Annotated in this window: 18 protein-coding genes; 4 read left to right on the forward strand and 14 right to left on the reverse strand. The window is 71.9% G+C overall.

Annotation, left to right across the window (positions count from 1 at the left end):
• Window positions 1-813 precede the first annotated feature (813 nt).
• The 8 genes from ABEB28_RS08240 to ABEB28_RS08275 all read right to left on the reverse strand — a co-directional run bounded on the left by ABEB28_RS08240 (window position 814) and on the right by ABEB28_RS08275 (window position 9316).
• Window positions 814-1941, reverse strand: coding sequence for an acyl-CoA dehydrogenase family protein (locus ABEB28_RS08240; RefSeq protein ID WP_345727381.1), 1128 nt, complete (start codon window positions 1939-1941; stop codon window positions 814-816).
• On the reverse strand, window positions 1938-3140 hold the full coding sequence (locus ABEB28_RS08245; protein ID WP_345727382.1) for an acyl-CoA dehydrogenase family protein: 1203 nt from the start codon (window positions 3138-3140) through the stop codon (window positions 1938-1940). The genes ABEB28_RS08240 and ABEB28_RS08245 overlap by 4 nt, the downstream gene beginning before the upstream one ends.
• On the reverse strand, window positions 3137-3919 hold the full coding sequence (locus tag ABEB28_RS08250) for an enoyl-CoA hydratase/isomerase family protein (protein ID WP_345727383.1): 783 nt from the start codon (window positions 3917-3919) through the stop codon (window positions 3137-3139). Before ABEB28_RS08250 ends, ABEB28_RS08245 begins: the two co-directional genes overlap by 4 nt.
• A 14-nt stretch (window positions 3920-3933) precedes the next feature.
• A complete protein-coding gene (locus ABEB28_RS08255) occupies window positions 3934-4905 on the reverse strand; it encodes an acyl-CoA dehydrogenase family protein (RefSeq protein WP_345727384.1) in 972 nt (323 codons plus the stop codon).
• Window positions 4902-6050 carry an acyl-CoA dehydrogenase family protein gene (locus ABEB28_RS08260; RefSeq protein ID WP_345727385.1) on the reverse strand — a complete coding sequence of 383 codons (1149 nt, stop codon included), beginning with the start codon at window positions 6048-6050 and terminating at the stop codon, window positions 4902-4904. The genes ABEB28_RS08255 and ABEB28_RS08260 overlap by 4 nt, the downstream gene beginning before the upstream one ends.
• Window positions 6051-6089: 39 nt before the next feature.
• The gene (locus tag ABEB28_RS08265; protein ID WP_345727648.1) at window positions 6090-6836 is read right to left on the reverse strand and encodes an SDR family NAD(P)-dependent oxidoreductase; all 747 of its coding nucleotides are present in this window, start codon (window positions 6834-6836) and stop codon (window positions 6090-6092) included.
• 149 nt (window positions 6837-6985) lie between these two features.
• Window positions 6986-7744: a FadR/GntR family transcriptional regulator gene (locus ABEB28_RS08270; protein WP_345727386.1), complete on the reverse strand. Its 759-nt coding sequence runs from the start codon at window positions 7742-7744 to the stop codon at window positions 6986-6988.
• A gap of 78 nt (window positions 7745-7822) precedes the next feature.
• Window positions 7823-9316, reverse strand: a complete 1494-nt coding sequence (locus ABEB28_RS08275) for a class I adenylate-forming enzyme family protein (RefSeq protein WP_345727387.1) — start codon at window positions 9314-9316, stop codon at window positions 7823-7825.
• A gap of 87 nt (window positions 9317-9403) precedes the next feature.
• On the opposite strand from ABEB28_RS08275, the gene ABEB28_RS08280 reads away from it, so the two are divergent.
• Genes ABEB28_RS08280 through ABEB28_RS08295 form a run of 4 tightly spaced genes read left to right on the forward strand, consistent with a single transcriptional unit; the run spans window position 9404 to window position 13761 of the window.
• A complete protein-coding gene (locus tag ABEB28_RS08280) occupies window positions 9404-10564 on the forward strand; it encodes a CaiB/BaiF CoA transferase family protein (RefSeq protein WP_345727649.1) in 1161 nt (386 codons plus the stop codon).
• 4 nt (window positions 10565-10568) lie between these two features.
• Window positions 10569-11747: an acyl-CoA dehydrogenase family protein gene (locus tag ABEB28_RS08285; RefSeq protein ID WP_345727388.1), complete on the forward strand. Its 1179-nt coding sequence runs from the start codon at window positions 10569-10571 to the stop codon at window positions 11745-11747.
• Window positions 11747-12997: an acetyl-CoA hydrolase/transferase family protein gene (locus tag ABEB28_RS08290; protein WP_345727389.1), complete on the forward strand. Its 1251-nt coding sequence runs from the start codon at window positions 11747-11749 to the stop codon at window positions 12995-12997. Before ABEB28_RS08285 ends, ABEB28_RS08290 begins: the two co-directional genes overlap by 1 nt.
• On the forward strand, window positions 12997-13761 hold the full coding sequence (locus ABEB28_RS08295) for an enoyl-CoA hydratase/isomerase family protein (RefSeq protein ID WP_345727390.1): 765 nt from the start codon (window positions 12997-12999) through the stop codon (window positions 13759-13761). Before ABEB28_RS08290 ends, ABEB28_RS08295 begins: the two co-directional genes overlap by 1 nt.
• A gap of 104 nt (window positions 13762-13865) precedes the next feature.
• Here the strand turns inward: ABEB28_RS08295 and ABEB28_RS08300 are convergent, their stop codons facing one another.
• From ABEB28_RS08300 to ABEB28_RS08325, 6 genes are all read right to left on the reverse strand, one after another.
• Window positions 13866-14456 (reverse strand): carboxymuconolactone decarboxylase family protein, encoded by a 591-nt coding sequence (locus tag ABEB28_RS08300; protein WP_345727391.1) that lies wholly within the window; start codon window positions 14454-14456, stop codon window positions 13866-13868.
• Complete coding sequence (locus tag ABEB28_RS08305) at window positions 14453-15196, reverse strand: SDR family NAD(P)-dependent oxidoreductase (RefSeq protein WP_345727392.1); 744 nt, start codon at window positions 15194-15196, stop codon at window positions 14453-14455. Before ABEB28_RS08305 ends, ABEB28_RS08300 begins: the two co-directional genes overlap by 4 nt.
• Window positions 15193-16020 carry a TauD/TfdA dioxygenase family protein gene (locus tag ABEB28_RS08310; protein WP_345727393.1) on the reverse strand — a complete coding sequence of 276 codons (828 nt, stop codon included), beginning with the start codon at window positions 16018-16020 and terminating at the stop codon, window positions 15193-15195. Before ABEB28_RS08310 ends, ABEB28_RS08305 begins: the two co-directional genes overlap by 4 nt.
• Before the next feature lie 75 nt (window positions 16021-16095).
• Complete coding sequence (locus ABEB28_RS08315; protein WP_345727394.1) at window positions 16096-16284, reverse strand: ferredoxin; 189 nt, start codon at window positions 16282-16284, stop codon at window positions 16096-16098.
• Window positions 16281-17573: a cytochrome P450 gene (locus tag ABEB28_RS08320; protein ID WP_345727395.1), complete on the reverse strand. Its 1293-nt coding sequence runs from the start codon at window positions 17571-17573 to the stop codon at window positions 16281-16283. The genes ABEB28_RS08315 and ABEB28_RS08320 overlap by 4 nt, the downstream gene beginning before the upstream one ends.
• A 194-nt stretch (window positions 17574-17767) precedes the next feature.
• The gene (locus ABEB28_RS08325) at window positions 17768-19183 is read right to left on the reverse strand and encodes an aldehyde dehydrogenase family protein (RefSeq protein ID WP_345727396.1); all 1416 of its coding nucleotides are present in this window, start codon (window positions 19181-19183) and stop codon (window positions 17768-17770) included.

Consider the following 19183-nt stretch of genomic DNA (forward strand, 5'->3'; position numbering starts at 1 on the left):
GGCGCGGGGCGCTGGCCGGCCGACGCGGGCGGGCCGCTGGCGGGCGCATTTTCGGGAAGGGCACCTCACCGCGGGGCGCGAGAGGTTGCCTTTCGGGAAAACCACCTCACCGCGCGTCCGGAGAGGTTGATTTTCGGGAAAGCCGCGCGCCCGCGCCCGGCGCACGCCCGCTCCGCGGCGCCTCGGCGTAGCGCCGCCCGGGCGGACGGGCCGATCTTCCGGCGAGCACGTCACGACGCGCTGCACCGTCAAGCGGTCGTGGTAACGCCTCCCAGCGCAGAGTGCCCGGCAGTGCAACGGCGGGTGACGTCGCTGCACCGGCGGGAGGCACCCGCCCGACCGACACCGGTGCTGGACACGAGCCCTGGCTGACACGACGTCGGAGGGTGGTTGTCGGCGTTTCCGGGTGCACGCCGAATGGGTGCTGCGCTTTCCGTGCCATGGTCCGGAATGCACGACAACCACCCTGGGCAGCGCCCCGAAAGCACGACAACCACTGGGTGCGCCACCCGGAAACCGCACCAACCACCCCGCACGGCGCCCGGAGAACGCGCCAACCATGAGCGGCGCCACCCCGACGGCCGCCTCTGTCGAGCAGTCAGCCACTCCCGGTGGCACGACCATGCATCGTCGCGAGGGGTGGCTTTTCGGGAAGAGCACCTCACCACGGGGTGCGAGAGGTTGCCTTTCGGGAAAACCACCTCACCGCGCGTCCGGAGAGGTTGATTTTCGGGAAAAGCACCCGCGCCTCGCGCACGACGCCCGCGCGCACGCCGCCCGCGCCCCGCGCACGCCACACCGCGCGCGCGGCGGTCAGCGGTAGCGGGCGGCTAGGCGTTGGCGGTGCTCGGCGGGTGAGCCGAACAACGAGCGGTTCAGCGCCGCCCGCTTGAGATACGCGTGGAGCCCGCTCTCCCAGGCGTACCCGATCGCGCCGTGCAGCTGCATCGCGGTGCCGGCGGCGTCGACCGCGGCCGCGCACGCGTAGGACTTCGCCCTCGAGACCGCCAGGGCCGTCTCCGTCGCATCCGAGGCCCCCGAAGCGTCCACGGCGAGCGAGCGCGCGGCCTCGGACACCAGCCGGCGGGAGAGCGACGCCTGCACGAAGAGGTCCGCGCAGGCATGTTTGACCGCCTGGAACGAGCCGATCGGGCGGCCGAACTGTTCGCGCGTCCGGGCGTAGGCCACGGTGGCGGCGAGCACCGCTTCGCTGATGCCGAGGCTGTCGCAGGCCAGCGCGGCGGCCGCCCGGTCGACGAGCCGACGCACGGCCGCGTCCGGGTCGGCCGTGAACGGCAGCACCGCGGCGGACGGCAGCGGCACGGCGTCCGCCTCGACGATCCCGAACCGGCGGGTCGGGTCGAGAACCTCCTGCTCGACGACGCCGAGCGGCACCGCACCGGGATCCAGCAGCACGACGACGGGGGTGCCGCCGGGTTCGCGGGCCAGCAGCAGGAGCCGGTCGGCGCCGACCGCGTCCGGCACGAACGTGGCCCGCCCGGACAGGCGGAGGCCCCGCTCCAGCCGGAACGGGACGTCGCCCCGCAGGCTGTCCACTCCGGCGTCCAGCACCGCGGCGGTCGGGGCCACGGCGCCGCGCGCGACGCCGTCGAGTAACGCGTGGCGGTCGGGCGACGGCGCGAGCAGACCGAGCGTCCCGACGGCGAGGACCGCACCGAGGTACCGGCTGTGGGCCGCCGCCCGGCCCAGCTCCTCGAGGACGACCGCGGCCTCGGCGAACGTGGCGCCCGCCCCGCCGAGCGCGTCGGACACCTCGAGGCCCGTCCACCCCGCTTCGGCGAGCGTGCGCCACTCGACCGGGTTCTCCGGCGGGTGCGCGCCCAGCAGATCACGGGCGACCGCACGCAGCTCGTCGTGCAGCTCGGCCAACTCCGCCGAATCCACCAACTCAGTGGCTCCCTGGGGTTCGCTGATCGTCATGCGGCGCCCGGTTCCCGCGGCAGCCCGAGGCCTCGCTCGCCGATGATCGTCCGCTGGATCTCGCTCGAACCGCCCGGAATCGTCCACTCCCACGAGCTGACGAAGTCGAGCATCCACGCGCCGGACTCCCACCCGCTGGAGAGCGGCTTCCGGAGCACGGTGTGCGCCGCCGGGCCGCTGATCTCCACGCCGAAGTCCGTGACGCGCTGGAGCAACTCGCTGTAACAGAGCTTGACCACCGACGCATCGGCCGGCCCGGTCGTCCCCGCCGCGGCCCGCTCGACGTGCGCCCGGCACAGCGCACGGAGGGCCGCGATCTCCGTCTCGAAAGCGCCGAGCCGCTCCTGCACCCGGGGGTCGTCGAGCGGGCGCGTGCCGTCGGAGCGGCGGGCACCGCACGCCTCCACCAGCCACCGGAAGCCCGCGTTACCCAGCCGCTCCGCGAGTTCGAGCATCGTCACGCCGCGCTCCGCGCCCAGCGTCGCCTGTGCCACCCGCCAGCCCTCGTTCTCGTTCCCGACGAGGTTCGCCGCCGGGACCGTCACGTCGTCCAAGAAGATCTCGGCGAAGTGCGAGTCGCCGGTGGCTTGCCGGATCGGACGCACGTCGACGCCGGGCGAGCGCATGTCCAGCAGCAGGTAGGAGATCCCGCGCCGCTTGGGCGCCTGCGGGTCCGTGCGGGCCAGCAGCAGGCACCAGTCCGCGTGCACCGCACCGCTCGCCCAGATCTTGTGCCCGTTGACGACGTAGCGGTCGCCGTGCCGGCGAGCGGTGGTCCGCAGACTGGCCAGATCGGACCCCGCGCCGGGCTCGGAGAACCCCTGGACCCAGATCTCCCCGTCGAGGATCGCGGGCAGGTGCCGCGCACGCTGCTCGTCGGTACCGGCGACCATAAGCGTGGAGGCGGCGTGGTGGATCGCGACGAACGCGAGCACGAGCCGGGGCGCGTCGGCGGCAGCGAGCTCCTGGTAGAGCACCGTCTGCGCCGCCGCGGACATCCCGCCGCCCCACTCGGCCGGCCAGTGCGGCACGGCGAGGTCCGCTCGACGCAGCTCCTGGAACCAGTCGTGCTGGAACGCGACGTACTCCTTCTCCGGCACGCCGGTCTGCGCGCGCCGCCAGTCGCGGGGCACGTGCGTCCGGCACCACTCCCGCACGGCGCTCCGGAACTCCGCGGGGTCGGTAGGCCAGGCGCTCACGGTGTGCTCGCCGGACGCCGGAGTGCCCGCAGCCGGTCGCGGTGGTCGGCTGAGCGCATCGTGGCGCCCTCCGCGGCGAACCCCGCCGGCAGCGCCTCGGCCAACGCGCGGGACAGGACGCCGTTGAGCAGCAGCTTGGTGCCGCGCAGCGCCTCCGGCGGCTGGGCCGCGAGCCGCTCCGCGCAGCGTCGGGCCTCGGCGAGGACGGCCTCCGGCGCGACCGTGCGGGTGGCCAGGCCCAGCTCGACCGCGGTCGCCGCCGGGATCCGGTCGCCGGTGTAGAGGTACTCCCGGGACCGCAGGATCGGGGTGATCAGCGACCAGAACGCCGCGCCGCCGTCCCCGGCGACCAGGCCTACCGTGACGTGCGGATCGGCCAGGTACGTGGTCTCCGAGAGCAGCACGATGTCCGACAGCACGGCCAGCGTGCAGCCCAGGCCGACGGCCGGCCCGTTGACCGCGGCGATCACCGGCAGCGGGAAGCGGAGCATCTCCTCGACGATCCGGGCGCCGGACCGCAGGCTCGCGTCCCGGGCTTCCGGGTCGTCGAGGAAGGACGTGATCCAGTCGAGGTCGCCGCCGGAGCAGAACGCCCGCCCGGCGCCGGTGAGGATCACCACCCGCGCCTCCTCGTCGGCGGCGAGCTGCTGCCAGACGTCGGCGAGCGCGGAGTGGAGCGATTCGTCGACCGCGTTGAGGGCGTCGGGCCGGTTCAGCACGACGGTCCGTACCGGCCCGTCGGCCTCGACGCGCAGCTCGGCGGGCAGGTCGTACGTCACGGCTGGCCGTCCTCTCACACCGGGCTGGCGTCGAGCGGTTGCTCGGCGCCCAGTGGCTCGCAGTACAGGCCGGTCAGTCCACGCCGTCCGAGCAGCTCCGTCAACCGCTCGCGCGCCGCCGACAGGCCCAGCGGCAGTCGTCGGAGCGGCTGGCTGTACCGGGACAGCCAGGAGAGCGCGGTCTCGTCGCAGAAGCCGACCGCGCCGTGCAGCTGGTGTGCGGCGCGGAACACGGTGTCGGCCGCCTCGGCGGCCGCGACCCGCAGCGCGAGCGCGTCCGCGAGCGCGTCGTCGCCGCCGTTCCGGACGCTCCACAGCGCGTACTTGGCCAGCACCTCGACCCCCATCCGCTCGACCTCGGCGTCGGCGAGCTGGAACTGCACCGCCTGGAACGCCGAGAGCGGCCGGCCGAACTGCGTGCGTACACCGACGTGCGCCCGGGCGAGGTCGATCGCGCGGTCCAGCATCCCGAGCAGCGTCCAGCTCGGCAGCACCAGCCCGAGCGCGACGTCTTTCGCGCCGTCGTCGTCGATCGCGGACAGCTCCAGCTCACTGACGAACAGCGAGGTACGCGTCGGCTCGCTCCCGGGCTTCGCGATCGCGCTGCTGCGCTGCCCGTCCAGGGTGACGGCGACCCAGCGCAGATCCAGGTGGGCGATGGCCGCGGCGGGCACCGGCCCGGCGACGACGACCAGGCCGTCGGCGGCGAGATCGACCGGGCGGGCCAGCCGCTCGGCCACCGGGTAGGCCAGCGCCCAGTACCCCGCGCTCCGGCACAGCGCCGCGGCGGCCTCCAGCTCCAGGGCGCTGGTGCGGGGCTCCAGTTCCCAGGCGCCGAGGTTCTCCAGGACGGGCTCGGCGAGACCGGCCCGCCGGTCCGGTTCGTCCTCGGCGAGCTGCGCCAGCTGGTCCCCGCCCGCCGCGGCGAGGGCACGCGATGCCTGCCGCGCGTACTCGATCGCCTCGTCGCTCAGATCCAGGTTCACGACGCCGCCAGCAGGGCGCGGGAGAGCAGCATGCGCTGGATCTCGATGCTGCCCGACGCCACGGTGGACGCCTGGGCGTACCGCCAGTGGTCCTCCACCTCGCGGCGGAATCGGACGCCGTCCGGCCCGGTCAGCGACGCCGCACCCGCGATCTCCATCAGCACCTCCGCGCTGTCCTGGTCGAGCCTGGTCACCGCGATGCGGTAGGCCGCGGCGTCCCCCGGGGTCACCTGGCCGTCGTTCTGCAATGCGACGACCCGGTAGGCGAGCAGCCGGGCCCGTCGGCAGTGGACGAGCATCCGGGACCAGCGCGCCCGCAGCTCCGGCGGAAGGCCGTCCCACTGGTCACCCAGGACGCCCGGTGCGGCCAGCAGCAGGCGCTCGCACCGGGCGTAGCGCGCGATGCCGACGCGCTCGAACGACAGCACCTCCTGGACCACCCGCCAGCCGTCGCCCACGGTGCCGAGCACGTCGGTGGGCTCGACCCGGACGTCGTCGAAGAAGACCTCGTTGAGGTGGTGCGGGCCCATCAGGCTGCGGATGGGCCGGACCTCGATCCCCGGCGTGCTCATCGGCACCAGGAAGATCGTCAGCCCGTCCTGCTTCTTCGCGCCGGTGGCGGTCCTGGCCAGCAGGAAGCACCACTGCGCCATCGTCGCGTAGGAGGTCCAGATCTTCTGGCCGGAGATGCGCCAGCCGTCACCGTCCGGGCGGGCGGCCGTCCGCAGCGACGCGAGATCGGAGCCGGCTTCGGGCTCGCTGAAGCCCTGACACCAGATCACCTCGCCCCGCGCGATCGAGGGCAGGTGGAGACGCTGCTGGTCCGGTGTCCCGTGGCGCATGATCGTCGGCCCGACCCAGTTGACGCCCATGTACTGGGCGCCGCGGGGTTCGTGGTGTGCCCACATCTCCTCGCGGACCACCGTCTGTTCCCAGGCCGAGCCACCGCCGCCGCCGAACTCCTCCGGCCAGGCGATGCAGAGCAGGCCGCGGTCGGCGAGGAGCCGGCAGAACTCCTGGGCCACCGCCAGGTCCGCCGGGTCATCGGTGAACGCGCCGAGGTAGTCGTCGGGGACGTGCTCCGCCACGAGACGACGCAGCTCGGCGCGGAGGACCGTGGCGCGCTCGCCCATCGTGTAGTCCATGCGGACCACGATAGCTCAATCCTTACAATGATAATGAGTTTAGCGCGCAGTCCAGCCGCCATCGACAACGATCGTCTGGCCGGTCACGTAGCCCCCGCCGTCGCCGACGAGCCACAGGACCGCACCGACGATGTCCTCAGCGGAGCCCTCCTTGGGCAGCGGCGTGTTCCGGCGGAGGTACTCCCGCGCCTTCTCCGCGTCGTAGAGCGGGCCGGTGATCTCGCTGCGGAAGAAGCCGGGCGCCACCGTGTTCACCCGGATCGAGTGCCGCGCCCACTGCACCGCGAGCTCGGCGGTGAGACCACTCAGGCCCGCTTTGCTCGCCGCGTAGGACGCCTGTGGGATACCCGGGATGCCGACCCGGCCGCTGATCGACGAGATGTTGACGATCGCACCCCGCCCGACCGTGCGCATGTGCGGGAAGACGCCCTGCGCGAGCAGGAACGGCGCGACCAGGTTCAGGTCGAGAGTCCGGCGGATCGCGTCGACGGGTTCGGACTCGCCGCGCGCCTCGGTGAACATGCTGCCGGCGGCGTTGACGAGGATCTCCGGTGGCCCGAGCGCCTCCGCGACGGCCGGCACCACCTCGCCGACCCGGTCGGGATCGGACAGGTCGCAGGCGACGGCGAGACCGTCGAAACGCTCGGCCAGTTCGGCCAGCCGATCGTGCCGGCGCGCCACCACGGCGACCCGCGCGCCGAGCGACGCCATCGCCTCGGCCACCGCCGCACCCAGGCCGGACGAGGCACCGGTCACGATCGCCACCCGACCGTCGAGATCGAGCATTCGCGCCGCGACGTCGCGGTCGAAGGCCACGCGGGTCTCCCCTCACACGCAGGCCTCGCGCAGCCACCGCCCCGCGAGGAGCGACCGTCGGCCGCTTCGCCCGATCGTAGGGAGAACTTTCAATCCTTACAAGGATAAGGCCCGGCGAGTCAGCCGCGCCGGAACCGCTTCCGGCTCCGGTCGGACGCCGCGTCGATGACGCCGCCCTTCAGCGATCGGCCCACCCAGTGCTGCGCCGCCGCGAGGTGGTCCCGCGCGATCCGTGCGGCCTCGTCCGCGTCGCCGTCTTCGATGCACTCCACCAGGCGCTCGTGTGCGCGGTGCGCGGCGGCGCAGTCCCCGCGCGAGGGGTAGGCGCCCCGGGACGCTTGCGCCTCCGCCCACGCCTCCTCCTGCACCGACCAGAGCGACGTCAGGCTCTTCACGACGACCCGCAGCGTGGCGTTGGTCTCGAAACCGACCAGCGCGTCGTGGAACTCGCGCGACGCCGTCGTGAAGACGGCCCCGTCGTCGATGCAGTTCTCGCCGACCACCAGCAGTTCTCGCAGCCGGGGCACCACGACCCGGCTGCGATCGGCCCGCTGCGCCAGGCGGGCCACGCACAGCGGTTCGAGCACCGCCAGCGCCTCTCCGAGGTCGGTGGCCTTGACCTGCATCGCCTGCAGCGTCAGACCGAGCGCGTACCCCGCGGTTCCGATGTCCGGTGCGTGCACGATCGCACCGCCGCGATTGCCCCGGCGGACGGTGATGAATCCTTCGGTCTCCAGAATGCGCAACGCCTCGCGCACCGAGGGGTAGCTCACTCCGAACTCGGCGACGAGCTCGTCCTGCTTCGGCAGCGACGTCCCGTCGACGATGCCGCCCGCGAGGATCCGGTCCCGGAGGACAGAGGCGACCTGCTCCGCCATACGCAATTGGCCTATTTTGGTGTGTTCGGAGCCCGCAATCGCCATAATTATAAGTTTAGCAGTGATGCCGGTGGCGGTTCATGACCGTTCCGGCGTGCCAACGAGTTGGGACAGCCCGGTGCGCTGGACCTTACCCATCGCGTTCACCGGCAGGGCGTCGACCTGTGTCCACAGCTCGGGCACCTTGTACGGGGCCAGTTCGCGTCGGCACCGCTCGGCCAGTGCGTCCAGATCGAGCGTTCCGCCCGCGCTCTGGACGACGGCCGCCACGCGCTGGCCCAGACGCTCGTCCGGCACCCCGCAGACCGCGACCCGGACGACGTCCGGGTGCCCGGCGATCACCCGCTCCACCTCCAGCGGGTAGACGTTCGCTCCACCTCGGATGATCACCAGCTTCTTCCGGTCCAGGACCGTCAGCCATCCGTCGCCGTCGACGGCTCCGACGTCGCCGGTCGGGAACGGGCCCGGCGACGACTGGCGGACACCACCGTCCTCCCAGTAACCGAGCAGGGGGGTCCACCGCCCCGCCCACCGACCGCCTGCCGCCGCCGCCAGCCGCAGCTCACCCGGCTCCCCCACCGGCAGCCGCCGCCCCGCGTCGTCGTACGCCGCGACGTCGAACTGTGGCAACACCTGCCCGCTGGCGGCCGGGCGCCAGTCGCTCCCCGGTGGATCGATCGCCACCACGGTCGGCGCCTCGGTCAGGCCGTAGGTGGCCCGCGGCGCCACCCCGTGGGCGGCGGCGAACGCGCGGCGCACGGCGTCGGGAGTGTCGCTGCCGCCGCTCCACACCTCCCGCAGCGAGCTCAGGTCGGCGCCGGGGCGTCGGGCCAGGTCGTAGAGCTGGGCAGGGGCCCCGTTCCACACGGTGACGCGCCGGGTGGCGATCCACTCGGCGACGCCGTCGGCGTCCCGCCGGTCCATCAGGACACAGCAGCCACCGGCCTGCGCGGTCAGCAGCGTCGAGAGGACGATGAGGTTGAGGATCGTGAGCGGGAAGCTGTCGCCCTTGCGCAGCTCCGGCCCCCAGCCCCGGGTCGCGACGAGCACCGCCCCGGGCAGCAGCAGGTTCCGCTGGCTGTGCACGACGGCCTTCGGCGCACCGGACGTTCCGCTGGTGAACGCGATCCCGGCCGGCGCGTCGACGTCGTGATCGACGGTGGGCGCGGTGAGGTCCCGGTCGAGCAGCTCCGCCCATCGATCGGAGTGCACACCATCCACCCGGCACCGCGGCCCGGCGAGCACGACGGTGGGCTCGCAGAGGTCCCGGAGCGCCTCCTGCTCACCCGGGGCCAGCGCCTCGCCGATCCCGGCCCAGATCGCGCCGATCCGCTGCGCGCCGTGGAAGGCCGCGACGATCTGCAGGTCGTTGGGGAGGCAGGCGGCCACCCGGTCGCCCGGGCGGACACCGAGCGCCCACAGGGCTCCGGCGGCCCGCCGCGCCTGATCGTCCAGCTCCGCATAGGACCAGACGCCCGACGCCGCTTCGACCGCCGGACGGTCCGGATACCGGGCCACCGCGGCGTCCAGGACTCCTGCCACCGCGTTTCCCGTGTCCTTGCTGCGCACCATTTCTTGATATCACAATCCTTGCAATGATTGACTGATTAAGGTCCGACGCGGAGGTAACGAGACGTGAGAACGAGTCATCCCGGTCCGCTGTCCGGCGTCCGCGTCATCGACCTCACGGCGATGGTGATGGGCCCCTACTGCACCCAGATCATGGCTGACCTGGGCGCGGACGTGATCAAGATCGAGCCCCCCAGCGGCGACAACACCCGGTACATCTCGGCCGGCCCCGAACCGGGCATGGGCGGCGTGTTCACCAACATCAACCGGGGCAAGCGCAGCGTGGTGCTCGACCTCCGGACGGCCGAGGGCAAGGACGGGCTGTCCGCGCTGATCGAGGGCGGCGACGTCTTCATCCACTCGATGCGCGGCAAGGCCATCAACGCCCTCGGGTTCGGCTATCCGGAGGTCGCGGCGATCAACCCGACGATCGTCTACACGAACTGCTACGGCTACGGCCGCCGCGGTCCGGACGCGAACCGGACCGCGTACGACGACACGATCCAGGCCGAGTGCGGGCTGCCGTACGTCCAGCAGCAACTGACCGGGACACCCAGCTACGTGGGCACGATCCTCGCCGACAAGGTGGCCGGAATGACCGCGCTCTACGCCACCACGATGGCGCTGTTCCACCGCGAGCGCACCGGCGAAGGCCAGGAGGTCGAGGTCGCCATGTTCGAGACGATGGCCGCGTTCATGCTGGTGGAGCACGCCAACGTCGCGATGTTCACCCCGCCGCTCGGCCCGCCGGGGTACCCGCGCGCGCTGGCCCCCAACCGCGCTCCGTACCGCACCAAGGACGGCCTGATCTCCGCGCTGGTCTACAACGACAAACAGTGGTCCGCGTTCGTCGACGCGGTGAAACCGCCGTGGGCCCGCCCCGAGTTCGCGACGCTCGCACAACGCGCGCAGCAGGTGGAGACCGTCTACGCGCTGCTGGCCGAGACGTTCCGGGAGCGCACCACGCAGGACTGGCTCGACCTGCTCCGATCCCTCGAGATCCCGGCCGCACCGGTCCGCGCCCTCGACGAATTGCTCGACGATCGGCACCTGAACGCCGTCGGCCTGTTCGAGACGGTGGACACGCCGAACGGCCCGGTGCGTTTCCCCGGGGTGCCGACCTGGTTCTCCCGCACGCCGGGCCGGGTCGCCGGTCCGGCACCCCGGCTCGGCGCCCACACCGAGGAGATCTTCGACGAACTCGGCCGCGGCACACCCAGCCGGGAAGCATCCGACCGGGGCGGGAAGTGACGGCATGACGTTCTCTTTCACCGACTCGCTCACCGACGACCAGCGGGGCATCCGCGACGGGGTGTTGGAGCACTGCGCGCGCTTCTCCGACCAGTACTGGCTCGATCGGGACCGGGACGGCACGTTCCCGCACGACTTCCACGCGTCGATGGCGAAGTCGGGCTGGCTCGGCATCGCGATGCCGGAAGCCTGCGGCGGCGCCGGGCTCGGCATCTCCGAGGCGGCCGTGATGATGCAGGCCGTCGCCGAGGCCGGCGGCGGGATGACCGCCGCGTCCAGCATCCACGGCCCGGTGTTCAGCATGCAGCCGGTCGCGCAGTTCGGCACCCCGGAGCAACGGCAGCGGATGATCCCGCCGGTGCTCAGCGGCGAGAAGCTGATCTGCTTCGCCGTGACGGAGCCCGACGCCGGGCTGGACACGACCGCACTGCGTACCCGAGCCGAACGCCGCGACGGCGGTTACCTGGTCAACGGCGAGAAGATCTGGATCTCGGTCGCGCAGGAAGCGCACTCGATGATGCTGCTCGCCCGCACCACCCCACTCGACCAGGTGAAGCGACGGACCGACGGGCTGTCGCTGTTCTTCACCGACCTCGATCGGTCCCGGGTGGAGGTGCGCGCGATCCCGAAGATGGGCCGGCACGCCGTCGACTCCAACCTGCTGTTCCTCAACGACCTGTGGATCCCGGAGTCCGACCGGATCGGCGCGGAAGGCGACGGGTTCCGGATCATCCTGCACGGTCTCAACCCGGAGCGGATCCTGCTCGGCGCGGAGGCGGTGGGGCTGGGCCGTGCCGCGCTGCAGCGTGCGGCGCGCTACGCCCGGGAACGAGTCGTCTTCGGCCGGCCGATCGGCATGAACCAGGGTATCCAGCACCCGCTCGCCCGCTGCTGGGCCCAGCTGGAGGCCGCCAACCTCATGGTGATGCAGGCCGCCACCCGGTTCGACCGGGGTCAGGAGTGCGGTGTTCCGGCGAACGCGGGCAAGTACCTCGCCGCCGAGGCCGGGTTCGAAGCGTGCCACACCGCGATGCTGACGCTGGGCGGCATGGGGTACGCGCAGGAGTACCACGTCGAGCGGTACCTGCGGGAGATCCTCATCCCCCGGACCGCACCGATCAGCCCGCACATGATCCTGAACTACCTGGCCGAGAAGGTTTTCGACCTGCCGAAGTCGTACTGATGAGCGTGGACCTGCGCCGGATACTGCGCGCCGGGGACCACGTCGTCGTCGGTCAGGCCTGCGGCGAGCCGACGACGCTGGTCGAGGCGCTGATCGAGCAGGGACCAGAGATCGGCGGCCTGACGGTCTTCGTCGCCACCAGCTTCTCCGGGCTGTTCACCGACGCCTCCCCGGACGCGTTCGCGCTGCAGAGCATGGGGGCGATCGGGGCACTCCGCGCGCGGGCCGCCCAACACCGGCTGAACGTCGTCCCCTGCCACGTCGGCCGGGTCGGCTCGCTGATCGAGGACGGGATCATCGGCTGCGACGCGGTGTTCCTCCAGGTCAGCCCCGCCGACGCCAACGGCGACCACAGCTGTGGGCTGATCAGCGACCACATCGGCGCCGCGGTCGCGAAGGCCCGCGTGGTCGTCGCCGAGGTGAACGACCGGACGCCGTTCACCTGCGGGGAGGTGGTACCGGCATCGGCCATCGACCACGTCGTCCCGGTCTCCCGGCCGCCGGTCGAGGTGCCGCCCGCGACGGTCACCGCGACCGATCGGGCGATCGCCGCGCATGCCGCGGACTTCGTCGAGGACGGCTCGGTGCTCCAGGTCGGCATCGGCGCGGTGCCCGACGCCCTGCTGCGCCTCGTGGGCGACCGCCGCGACCTCGGAGTCCACTCGGGAATGCTCGGCGACGGCCTGGTCGACCTCGTCGAGGCGGGCGTCGTCACCAACGCCCGGAAGCCGATCGACCGCGGCGTCTCGATCACCGGCGCGCTGATCGGCACCCGGCGCCTGTACGACTTCGCGCACCGCAACCCCGCGATCCGGATGTGTTCCGCGTCGTACACCCACGACGCGGCCGTGCTCGGGCAGCTACCGAAGCTGGTGACGCTCAACTCGGCGCTGGAGGTCGACCTCACCGGGGCGGTGAACGCGGAGCAGAGCGGCTCGGCCTACCTCGGCGGTACCGGCGGCCAGGTGGACTTCGTCCGGGCCGGTGCGCGCTCGCCGGGGGGTCACGCGCTGATCGTTCTGCCCGCGACCGCCAAGCGCGGCACGGTCAGCCGGATCACCGCCCAGCTGTCCGGCCCGGTCACCACCGCACGCAGCGACGTGGACGTCGTCGTCACCGAGTTCGGCGCCGCGCAGCTGCGCGGCCGGACGCTGGCCGAGCGCGCACGCCGCCTGGTCGCGATCGCCCACCCGGACTTCCGGGAGGACCTGGATCGCGAGGCCCACGCGATCGCACGGAGAGGTTACTGATGGACGCTGTCCTGTTCGACGCCCGCGACGACGGCATCGCGGTGATCACGCTCAACCGCCCGGAGACGCGGAACTGCCTGGCCCGGGACGTCCGCGAAGGACTGGCCGCAGCCTGGGACCGGTTCGAGCGGGACCCCGCACTGCGCGTCGCCGTGCTGACCGGGGCCGGGGACAAGGCGTTCTGCGCCGGCGGTGACCTGAAGGAGATGGTGGAGACCGGCATGGGCGTTCCGCCCCGAGACCTGTTCCCGCTGCCGTACGACACCGTCGAACTGTCCAAACCCACGATCGCCGCGGTCAACGGCGTCGCGTTCGCCGGCGGGTGGATGCTCGCGCAAGCCTGCGACCTGTGCGTGGCCAGCACGACCGCGCGATTCGCGGTGACCGAGGTGAAGGTCGGGCGGAGCTCGCCGTGGGCGGCACCGCTGATCCACATGATCCCGCAGCGGATCATGATGGAGATCCTGCTGACCGGCAACCCGATCACCGCCGCGCGAGCATACGAGATCGGGCTGGTCAACCGCCTGGCCGAGTCCGGCGACGTGCTCACCGTCGCGCTGGACCTGGCCCGCGAGATCCTCGCCGGCGCTCCGCTCTCCGTCCGGGCCGCCCGGGAGACCGTGATGCTCTCCACCGAGATGGGACGGTCCGCCGCGCTACAGGCGGCGAGGCACGCCTCGGAGACCTGCTACCGCAGTGACGACGCCCAGGAAGGCCCCCGCGCGTTCGCCGAGAAGCGCGCCCCCCGCTGGACGGGCCGCTGAGCCGCAGCGGCCGGCGGATTTTCGAAGACCACCCGTCAGCGGCCGCAGACGGGTGGTCTTTCGGGAAACCGTCCGCCGGCCGCCACCGGCCGCCGCCCGCAACGTCAGCGGACCGCGCGGATGCCGCGGAGGTACGGCTCCAGGTCGGCGTCCAACTCGACGCCGAACGTCCGCATGGCCTTGGCCAGCATGTCGTAGGTACCGACCGCGAACACCAGGTCGATGAGCTGCCGCTCGTCGAACTCGCCGGACAGGGCCCGCCAGGTGTCGTCGCCGATCGTCCCGTCGCTGAGCAGCTCGTCGGCCGCGGACAGCAGCGCGCGCTCCACCGGGGTCCAGCCCGGTGCGTCCGGCCCCTCGCCCACCCGGTCGATCTCCGCGTCGTCCAGGCCGACGCCGTCGGCCTGGACGACGTGCTGAGCCCACTCGTAGTCGCACCGCCGGAGCCACGCCACCCGCAGCACCAGCAGCTCGCGATACCGGCCGGGCAGCGGAGACCCGTACAGGAGGTGTCCGTTGAACTGGAGGAACGCGGTGGTGAGCGCGGGGTGGTTGGCCAGCACGCCGAGCAGGTTCGCGCCGTTCGGGCGCCCCTCGGAGGGCTTGCCCGCCCGGACCGTGTCCCGGAATTCGGTGATGAACGTCCGGAGTTCCGGCGACCACTCGGCGGGCGGAATCGGCGGAATGCGGCTCACGTGTTGCGCCCGCCGTTGACGCCGAGGATCTGTCCGGTGATGTAGCCGGCCTCCTCGCTCACCAGGAACGCGGTGGCCGCCGCGATGTCCTCGGGCCGGCCGACCCGTCCCACCGGGGTCTTGGCGGTCTGCGCCGCGAGGTCGACGTATCCCTGCTCCACGGTCTGGCGGAGCATCGGCGTGTCGATGAAGCCGGGCGGGATCGTGTTGACCGTGACCCCGTACCGGGAGAACTCCAGCGCCAGCACCTTCGTGAGGCCGACGACGCCCGACTTCGCGGCGACGTAGCCGGACATCCCGGCCGAGCCACTGTGGATGCTCGACGAGGAGATGTTGACGATGCGTCCCCAGCCTTCCTCGACCATTCCCGGTAACGCCGCCTGGCAGCAGTGGAACGTGCCGGTCAGGTTGACCGCCAGCATCCGGTTCCAGGTCTCGAGCGTGACCTCGAGGAACGGGCCGACGACGCTCACCCCGGCGTTGTTCACCAGGATCGTCGGCCGCCCCAGCCGGGCACCGACCTCGCCGAGGGCCGCGTCGACGGCGGCCCGGTCGGTCACGTCGACGGCCAGGCCGACGGACTTGCCACCGTCCTCCTCGATCGACGCGGCGGCGGCCGTGGCCGCGTCGCCGTCCCGGTCGAGGACCGCGACGAGTGCGCCGTCCGCGGCGAGGCGTCGGCTGATCGCCTCGCCGATCCCCGATCCGCCGCCCGTGACGACAGCAACCCGTGTGCTCATGTGATGGCCTCATCTCCGACGACAGTGGTGCGGTGCATCCGGCGCGGCTGCGCGCGGTCGAACGGACAGGCGCGGTGAACGAGACCCCGGTTGTCCCACATCACCATGTCGCCCACCGACCAGTGGTGGCGCAGCACGCGGTCCGGTGCGGTGGCTCGCCGTTCGAGGTCCGCCAGCAGAGCGCGCCCTTCGTCCACGTCCATACCGACGACGTGCGACGCCGTGCCCCCGAACACCAGCGAGCGACGCCCGGACCGGTGCGCCCAGACGAGCGGATGTTCCCGCCCCGCCCGGGAATCCCACTCCGCTTGCTGTTCCGGCGTCGGGTCCGGATACGTCCGACGCTGGATGGCCTCGAACGTGTGGACCACGCGCAGCCCGGCGTAACGGTCCTTCTCCGCGTCGGAGAGGGCGTCGTACGCCGCGTAGGTACTCGCGAACTCCGTCTCGCCGCCCTCGTCCGCGGTGACGTGGGCGGTCAGGATCGACGCCTTCGCCGGTACCGCGTCCAGGGCGCCGTCGAGGTGCCAGTGGTCGTTGCTCGCGAAATACTCGGCGTTCGGATTGGCCGGGTCGAAGCTGATCTCCATGACCTCGGGATTCGAGTAACCCCGGAACTGCACGAGGTCGCCGAGCGTGCGGCAGAACGCCACCTGGGCGTCGTCGTCGATCCCGAGTTCCCGGAACAGCAGGACGCCGTGCTCCTCGAGCGCGTCCCAGCACTGGCCGGGTACGTCCGCGTCGTTCAGCAGGCGGTCGACGTCGACCGCGAGCGCCTCGACCCCCACCGTGTCGCCGAGCTTCGCGAAGGCGATGGCCGCCATCGCACCCCTCCTCTCACTGATCAGGATTGGGCAACGCCGGCTCGTTCACGCGGGAAACGAACCGGCGCGTGCCCGTCACTCCAGGCGGATCGCCCGCTCCGGGCAGGTGCGCTCGGCCTCCTGCGCCGCCGTTTCGAACGCCGGGTCGATCTCCGCCACGCGCACCACCGCGAAACCGTCGTCGCTGAGGTCGAACACCTCCGGGCAGACCGAGACGCAGACGCCGTGTCCGCGACAGCGATCCTCGTCGACCAGCGCCTTCACCGCACCGCACCCGGCGTGAACTCGAGGTGCAGCTGGGTCAGGCCGCGCAGGATGTACGTCGGGAGATAACTGAACTTCCGGTCGCCCGCCGGCCCGTGGTGGGCCTCGGAGATCCGGATGTCCTCGGTCCGGTCCAGGAACCGCTCGATCGTGGCGCGCGTCTCCGCCCGGGCCAGCGGCGCTCCGGGGCACGAGTGGATGCCGCGCCCGAACGCGATGTGCTGCCGGGCGTTCCGACGGTCGATGTCGAACACGGCCGGGTTCTCGAAGCGACGCGGATCGCGGTTCGCGGCGCCGTTGAGCAGCATGAGCGTGGTGCCGGCCGGAACGTCGACGCCACCCACGGTCGTCGGCACCCGGGAGAGCCGGAAGTCACCCTTGATCGGGCTCTCCAGCCGCAGGGTCTCCTCGATGAACTGCGGGATCCGGTCCCGCTCGCGCCGCAGCAGCGCCTGGAGCTCGGGGTTCTCGCCCAGGATCTGGAACGCCGAGCTCAGCAGCCGGACCGTGGTCTCCTGGCCCGCCGAGTAGACGTTGCACGCCACCTTCGCGACGTCGGAGACGGTCGGCATCGAACCGTCCGGGAACGTCGCCGACGCCATACCGGTGAGGACGTCCTCGCGCGGGTTCCGGCGGCGGTCGTCGATGTAGGCGGAGAAGCGGTCGTAGAGGAACCCCAGCGGGTTGTGCTCCAGCGGCTTGTCCCCGGTTCCTCCGATACCGGCGCCGGATCGGGGACGCCGGAGTCCCGCGGCGATCTCGTCCCGGTCGGCCTCCGGGACCCCGAGCAGGTCGGCGATGACGAGCATCGTGTACGGCGCCGCGAACCCGCTGATGAACTCGCCCTCGCCCGGCGCGAGGAAGGCGTCGAGCAGCTGGTCGGCCAGCTGCCACATCACCGCCTCGTTCTCCTTGAGGCGCTTGGGGGTGATCAGGCGCATCAGCAGCGCGCGGTGGTCGGTGTGGACGGGCGGGTCCATGCACGGGAGCTGGTCGCTCATCGGGAGCTCGGCCCGGTGCTCCTCGATCAGCGTGGAGACGTCGTCACCGGTGAGCGGGACCGGGAAGCCGGGGAACGGGCCGGTCACCGCCGTGCAGGAGGAGAACGTCACCGCGTCGTTGAACACCTGCACGGCCTCGTCGTAGCCGGTCACCATGAAGACGTCGTGGTGCGGCTCGCGCCGCACCGGGCTCTGGGCGCGGAGGGCCTCGAGGTACGGGTACGGATCGGCCGCCACCTGGTCGTCCCGGAAGAAGTTCACCTCTGCGCTATCGGCACGGTCGTCCATCGATCCTTCTCTCGTCTCTGCGGAGCCTGCTGCCTCAGGGCAGGTGGGGTGGCCGCTTGTTGATCAACGTCGCTGGTAGGAGGGGCCCTCAGTGCTTCGCGACCGCGCCGGCCAGCGACGGCCCCGGCGCGAGCCGCCCCGACGGGGGCGATCCCGACGAGGACGGCTCCGCCGGAGGCGGCTCCGACGAAGACTCAGTAGCCGAGGATGCCCTTGATCTCGAGGTAGTCGGTGAAGCCGAACTCGCCCCACTCGCGTCCGTTGCCGCTCTTCTTGTAGCCGCCGAACGGGCTGCAGAAGTCGAACGCGTTGTTGACGTACACCGCGCCGGCCCGGATCCGCCTCGCGACGGACCTGGCGAGTTCCTGGTCGGTGCCGGAGACGTTGGCCGCCAGCCCGTACTCGGTGTCGTTCGCGATCTCCACGGCCTGGTCGACGTCGTCGTAGCCGATGATGACGAGCACCGGGCCGAAGATCTCCTCGCGGGCGATCGTCATGTCGTTCGTGACGTTCGCGAAGACCGTGGGCTTGACGTAGAAGCCGGCCTCCAGCCCGTCCGGACGGCCCGGCCCGCCGGCCACCAGCGTGGCGCCTTCGTCGGTCCCCTTCTGGATCAGGGCCTGAACCTTCGCGAACTGCGCCTCCGACACCACCGGACCGATCGCGACCTCACCGGTCGGGTCGCCGACCGTGGTGGCGGCCGCGGCCTCCCGGGCGGCGGCGACGGCCTCGTCCATCCGCGCGCTGGGCACCAGCATGCGGGTGGCGGCGCTGCAGGTCTGTCCCGAGTTCATCATCACGCCGCCGACGCCGGTGGCGACGTTCCCCGCTAACGCGTCGTCGTCGAGGATGACGTGCGGGCCCTTGCCGCCCAGCTCCTGGACGACTCGCTTCACGGTGGGCGCGGCGTTCTTCGCGACCTCGATCCCGGCGCGCGTCGACCCGGTGAACGAGATCAGATCCACGTCCGGGTGGGCCGAGAGCGGGACACCGACGCCCGGTCCGTCGCCCTGGACGAGGTTGAACACACCGGCCGGTACCCCGGCGGTGTCCAGGATCTCGGCGAAAATCTGGCCGACGCCCGGCACCTGCTCGGACGGCTTGAGAACCGTCGTGCAGCCGGTCGCCAGCGCCGGGAACACCTTGACCGCGATCTGGTTCAGCGGCCAGTTCCACGGCGTGATCAGCCCGCAGACGCCGATCGGCTCCTTGACCACGCGGGTCACCCCGCGCTGCTCCTCGAAGACGAAGTTCTCCAGCAGCTCGATCGCGGTGGTGAGGTGTCCGGCGCCGAGCCCCAGTTGGAAGCCGCCGGCCAGAGCCGCCGGTGCGCCCATCTCCTCGGTCAGTGCGGCGGCGAGGTCCTCGCTGCGCTTCTGGTAGACGTCGAGGATCGTGCGGAGCAGCTCGAGCCGCTCGTCCTTGCTCGTCGCCGACCAGGCCGGGAACGCAGCCTTGGCGGCGGCGACCGCCCGGTCGACGTCGGCGGCCGACCCCGCCGCTACCCGCCCGCACACCTGCTCGGTCGCCGGGTTGACCACGTCGATCGTCGCGGGTGTGGCCGGGTCGACCCACTGGCCACCGATGTAGAACTTCGAATATTCACGCAT

Source organism: Cryptosporangium minutisporangium (genome assembly GCF_039536245.1).
Classification (GTDB): Bacteria; Actinomycetota; Actinomycetes; order Mycobacteriales; family Cryptosporangiaceae; genus Cryptosporangium; species Cryptosporangium minutisporangium.

What these genes read in the sequence shown, in the direction of transcription:
- ABEB28_RS08240 (WP_345727381.1), bottom strand. Translation starts at nt 1,941, where the DNA reads ATGACGATCAGCGAACCCCAGGGAGCCACTGAGTTGGTGGATTCGGCG.
- ABEB28_RS08260 (WP_345727385.1), bottom strand. Translation starts at nt 6,050, where the DNA reads ATGGACTACACGATGGGCGAGCGCGCCACGGTCCTCCGCGCCGAGCTG.
- ABEB28_RS08265 (WP_345727648.1), bottom strand. Translation starts at nt 6,836, where the DNA reads ATGCTCGATCTCGACGGTCGGGTGGCGATCGTGACCGGTGCCTCGTCC.
- ABEB28_RS08270 (WP_345727386.1), bottom strand. Translation starts at nt 7,744, where the DNA reads ATGGCGGAGCAGGTCGCCTCTGTCCTCCGGGACCGGATCCTCGCGGGC.
- ABEB28_RS08275 (WP_345727387.1), bottom strand. Translation starts at nt 9,316, where the DNA reads ATGGTGCGCAGCAAGGACACGGGAAACGCGGTGGCAGGAGTCCTGGAC.
- ABEB28_RS08285 (WP_345727388.1), top strand. Translation starts at nt 10,569, where the DNA reads ATGACGTTCTCTTTCACCGACTCGCTCACCGACGACCAGCGGGGCATC.
- ABEB28_RS08290 (WP_345727389.1), top strand. Translation starts at nt 11,747, where the DNA reads ATGAGCGTGGACCTGCGCCGGATACTGCGCGCCGGGGACCACGTCGTC.
- ABEB28_RS08295 (WP_345727390.1), top strand. Translation starts at nt 12,997, where the DNA reads ATGGACGCTGTCCTGTTCGACGCCCGCGACGACGGCATCGCGGTGATC.
- ABEB28_RS08305 (WP_345727392.1), bottom strand. Translation starts at nt 15,196, where the DNA reads ATGAGCACACGGGTTGCTGTCGTCACGGGCGGCGGATCGGGGATCGGC.
- ABEB28_RS08310 (WP_345727393.1), bottom strand. Translation starts at nt 16,020, where the DNA reads ATGGCGGCCATCGCCTTCGCGAAGCTCGGCGACACGGTGGGGGTCGAG.
- ABEB28_RS08320 (WP_345727395.1), bottom strand. Translation starts at nt 17,573, where the DNA reads ATGGACGACCGTGCCGATAGCGCAGAGGTGAACTTCTTCCGGGACGAC.
- ABEB28_RS08325 (WP_345727396.1), bottom strand. Translation starts at nt 19,183, where the DNA reads ATGCGTGAATATTCGAAGTTCTACATCGGTGGCCAGTGGGTCGACCCG.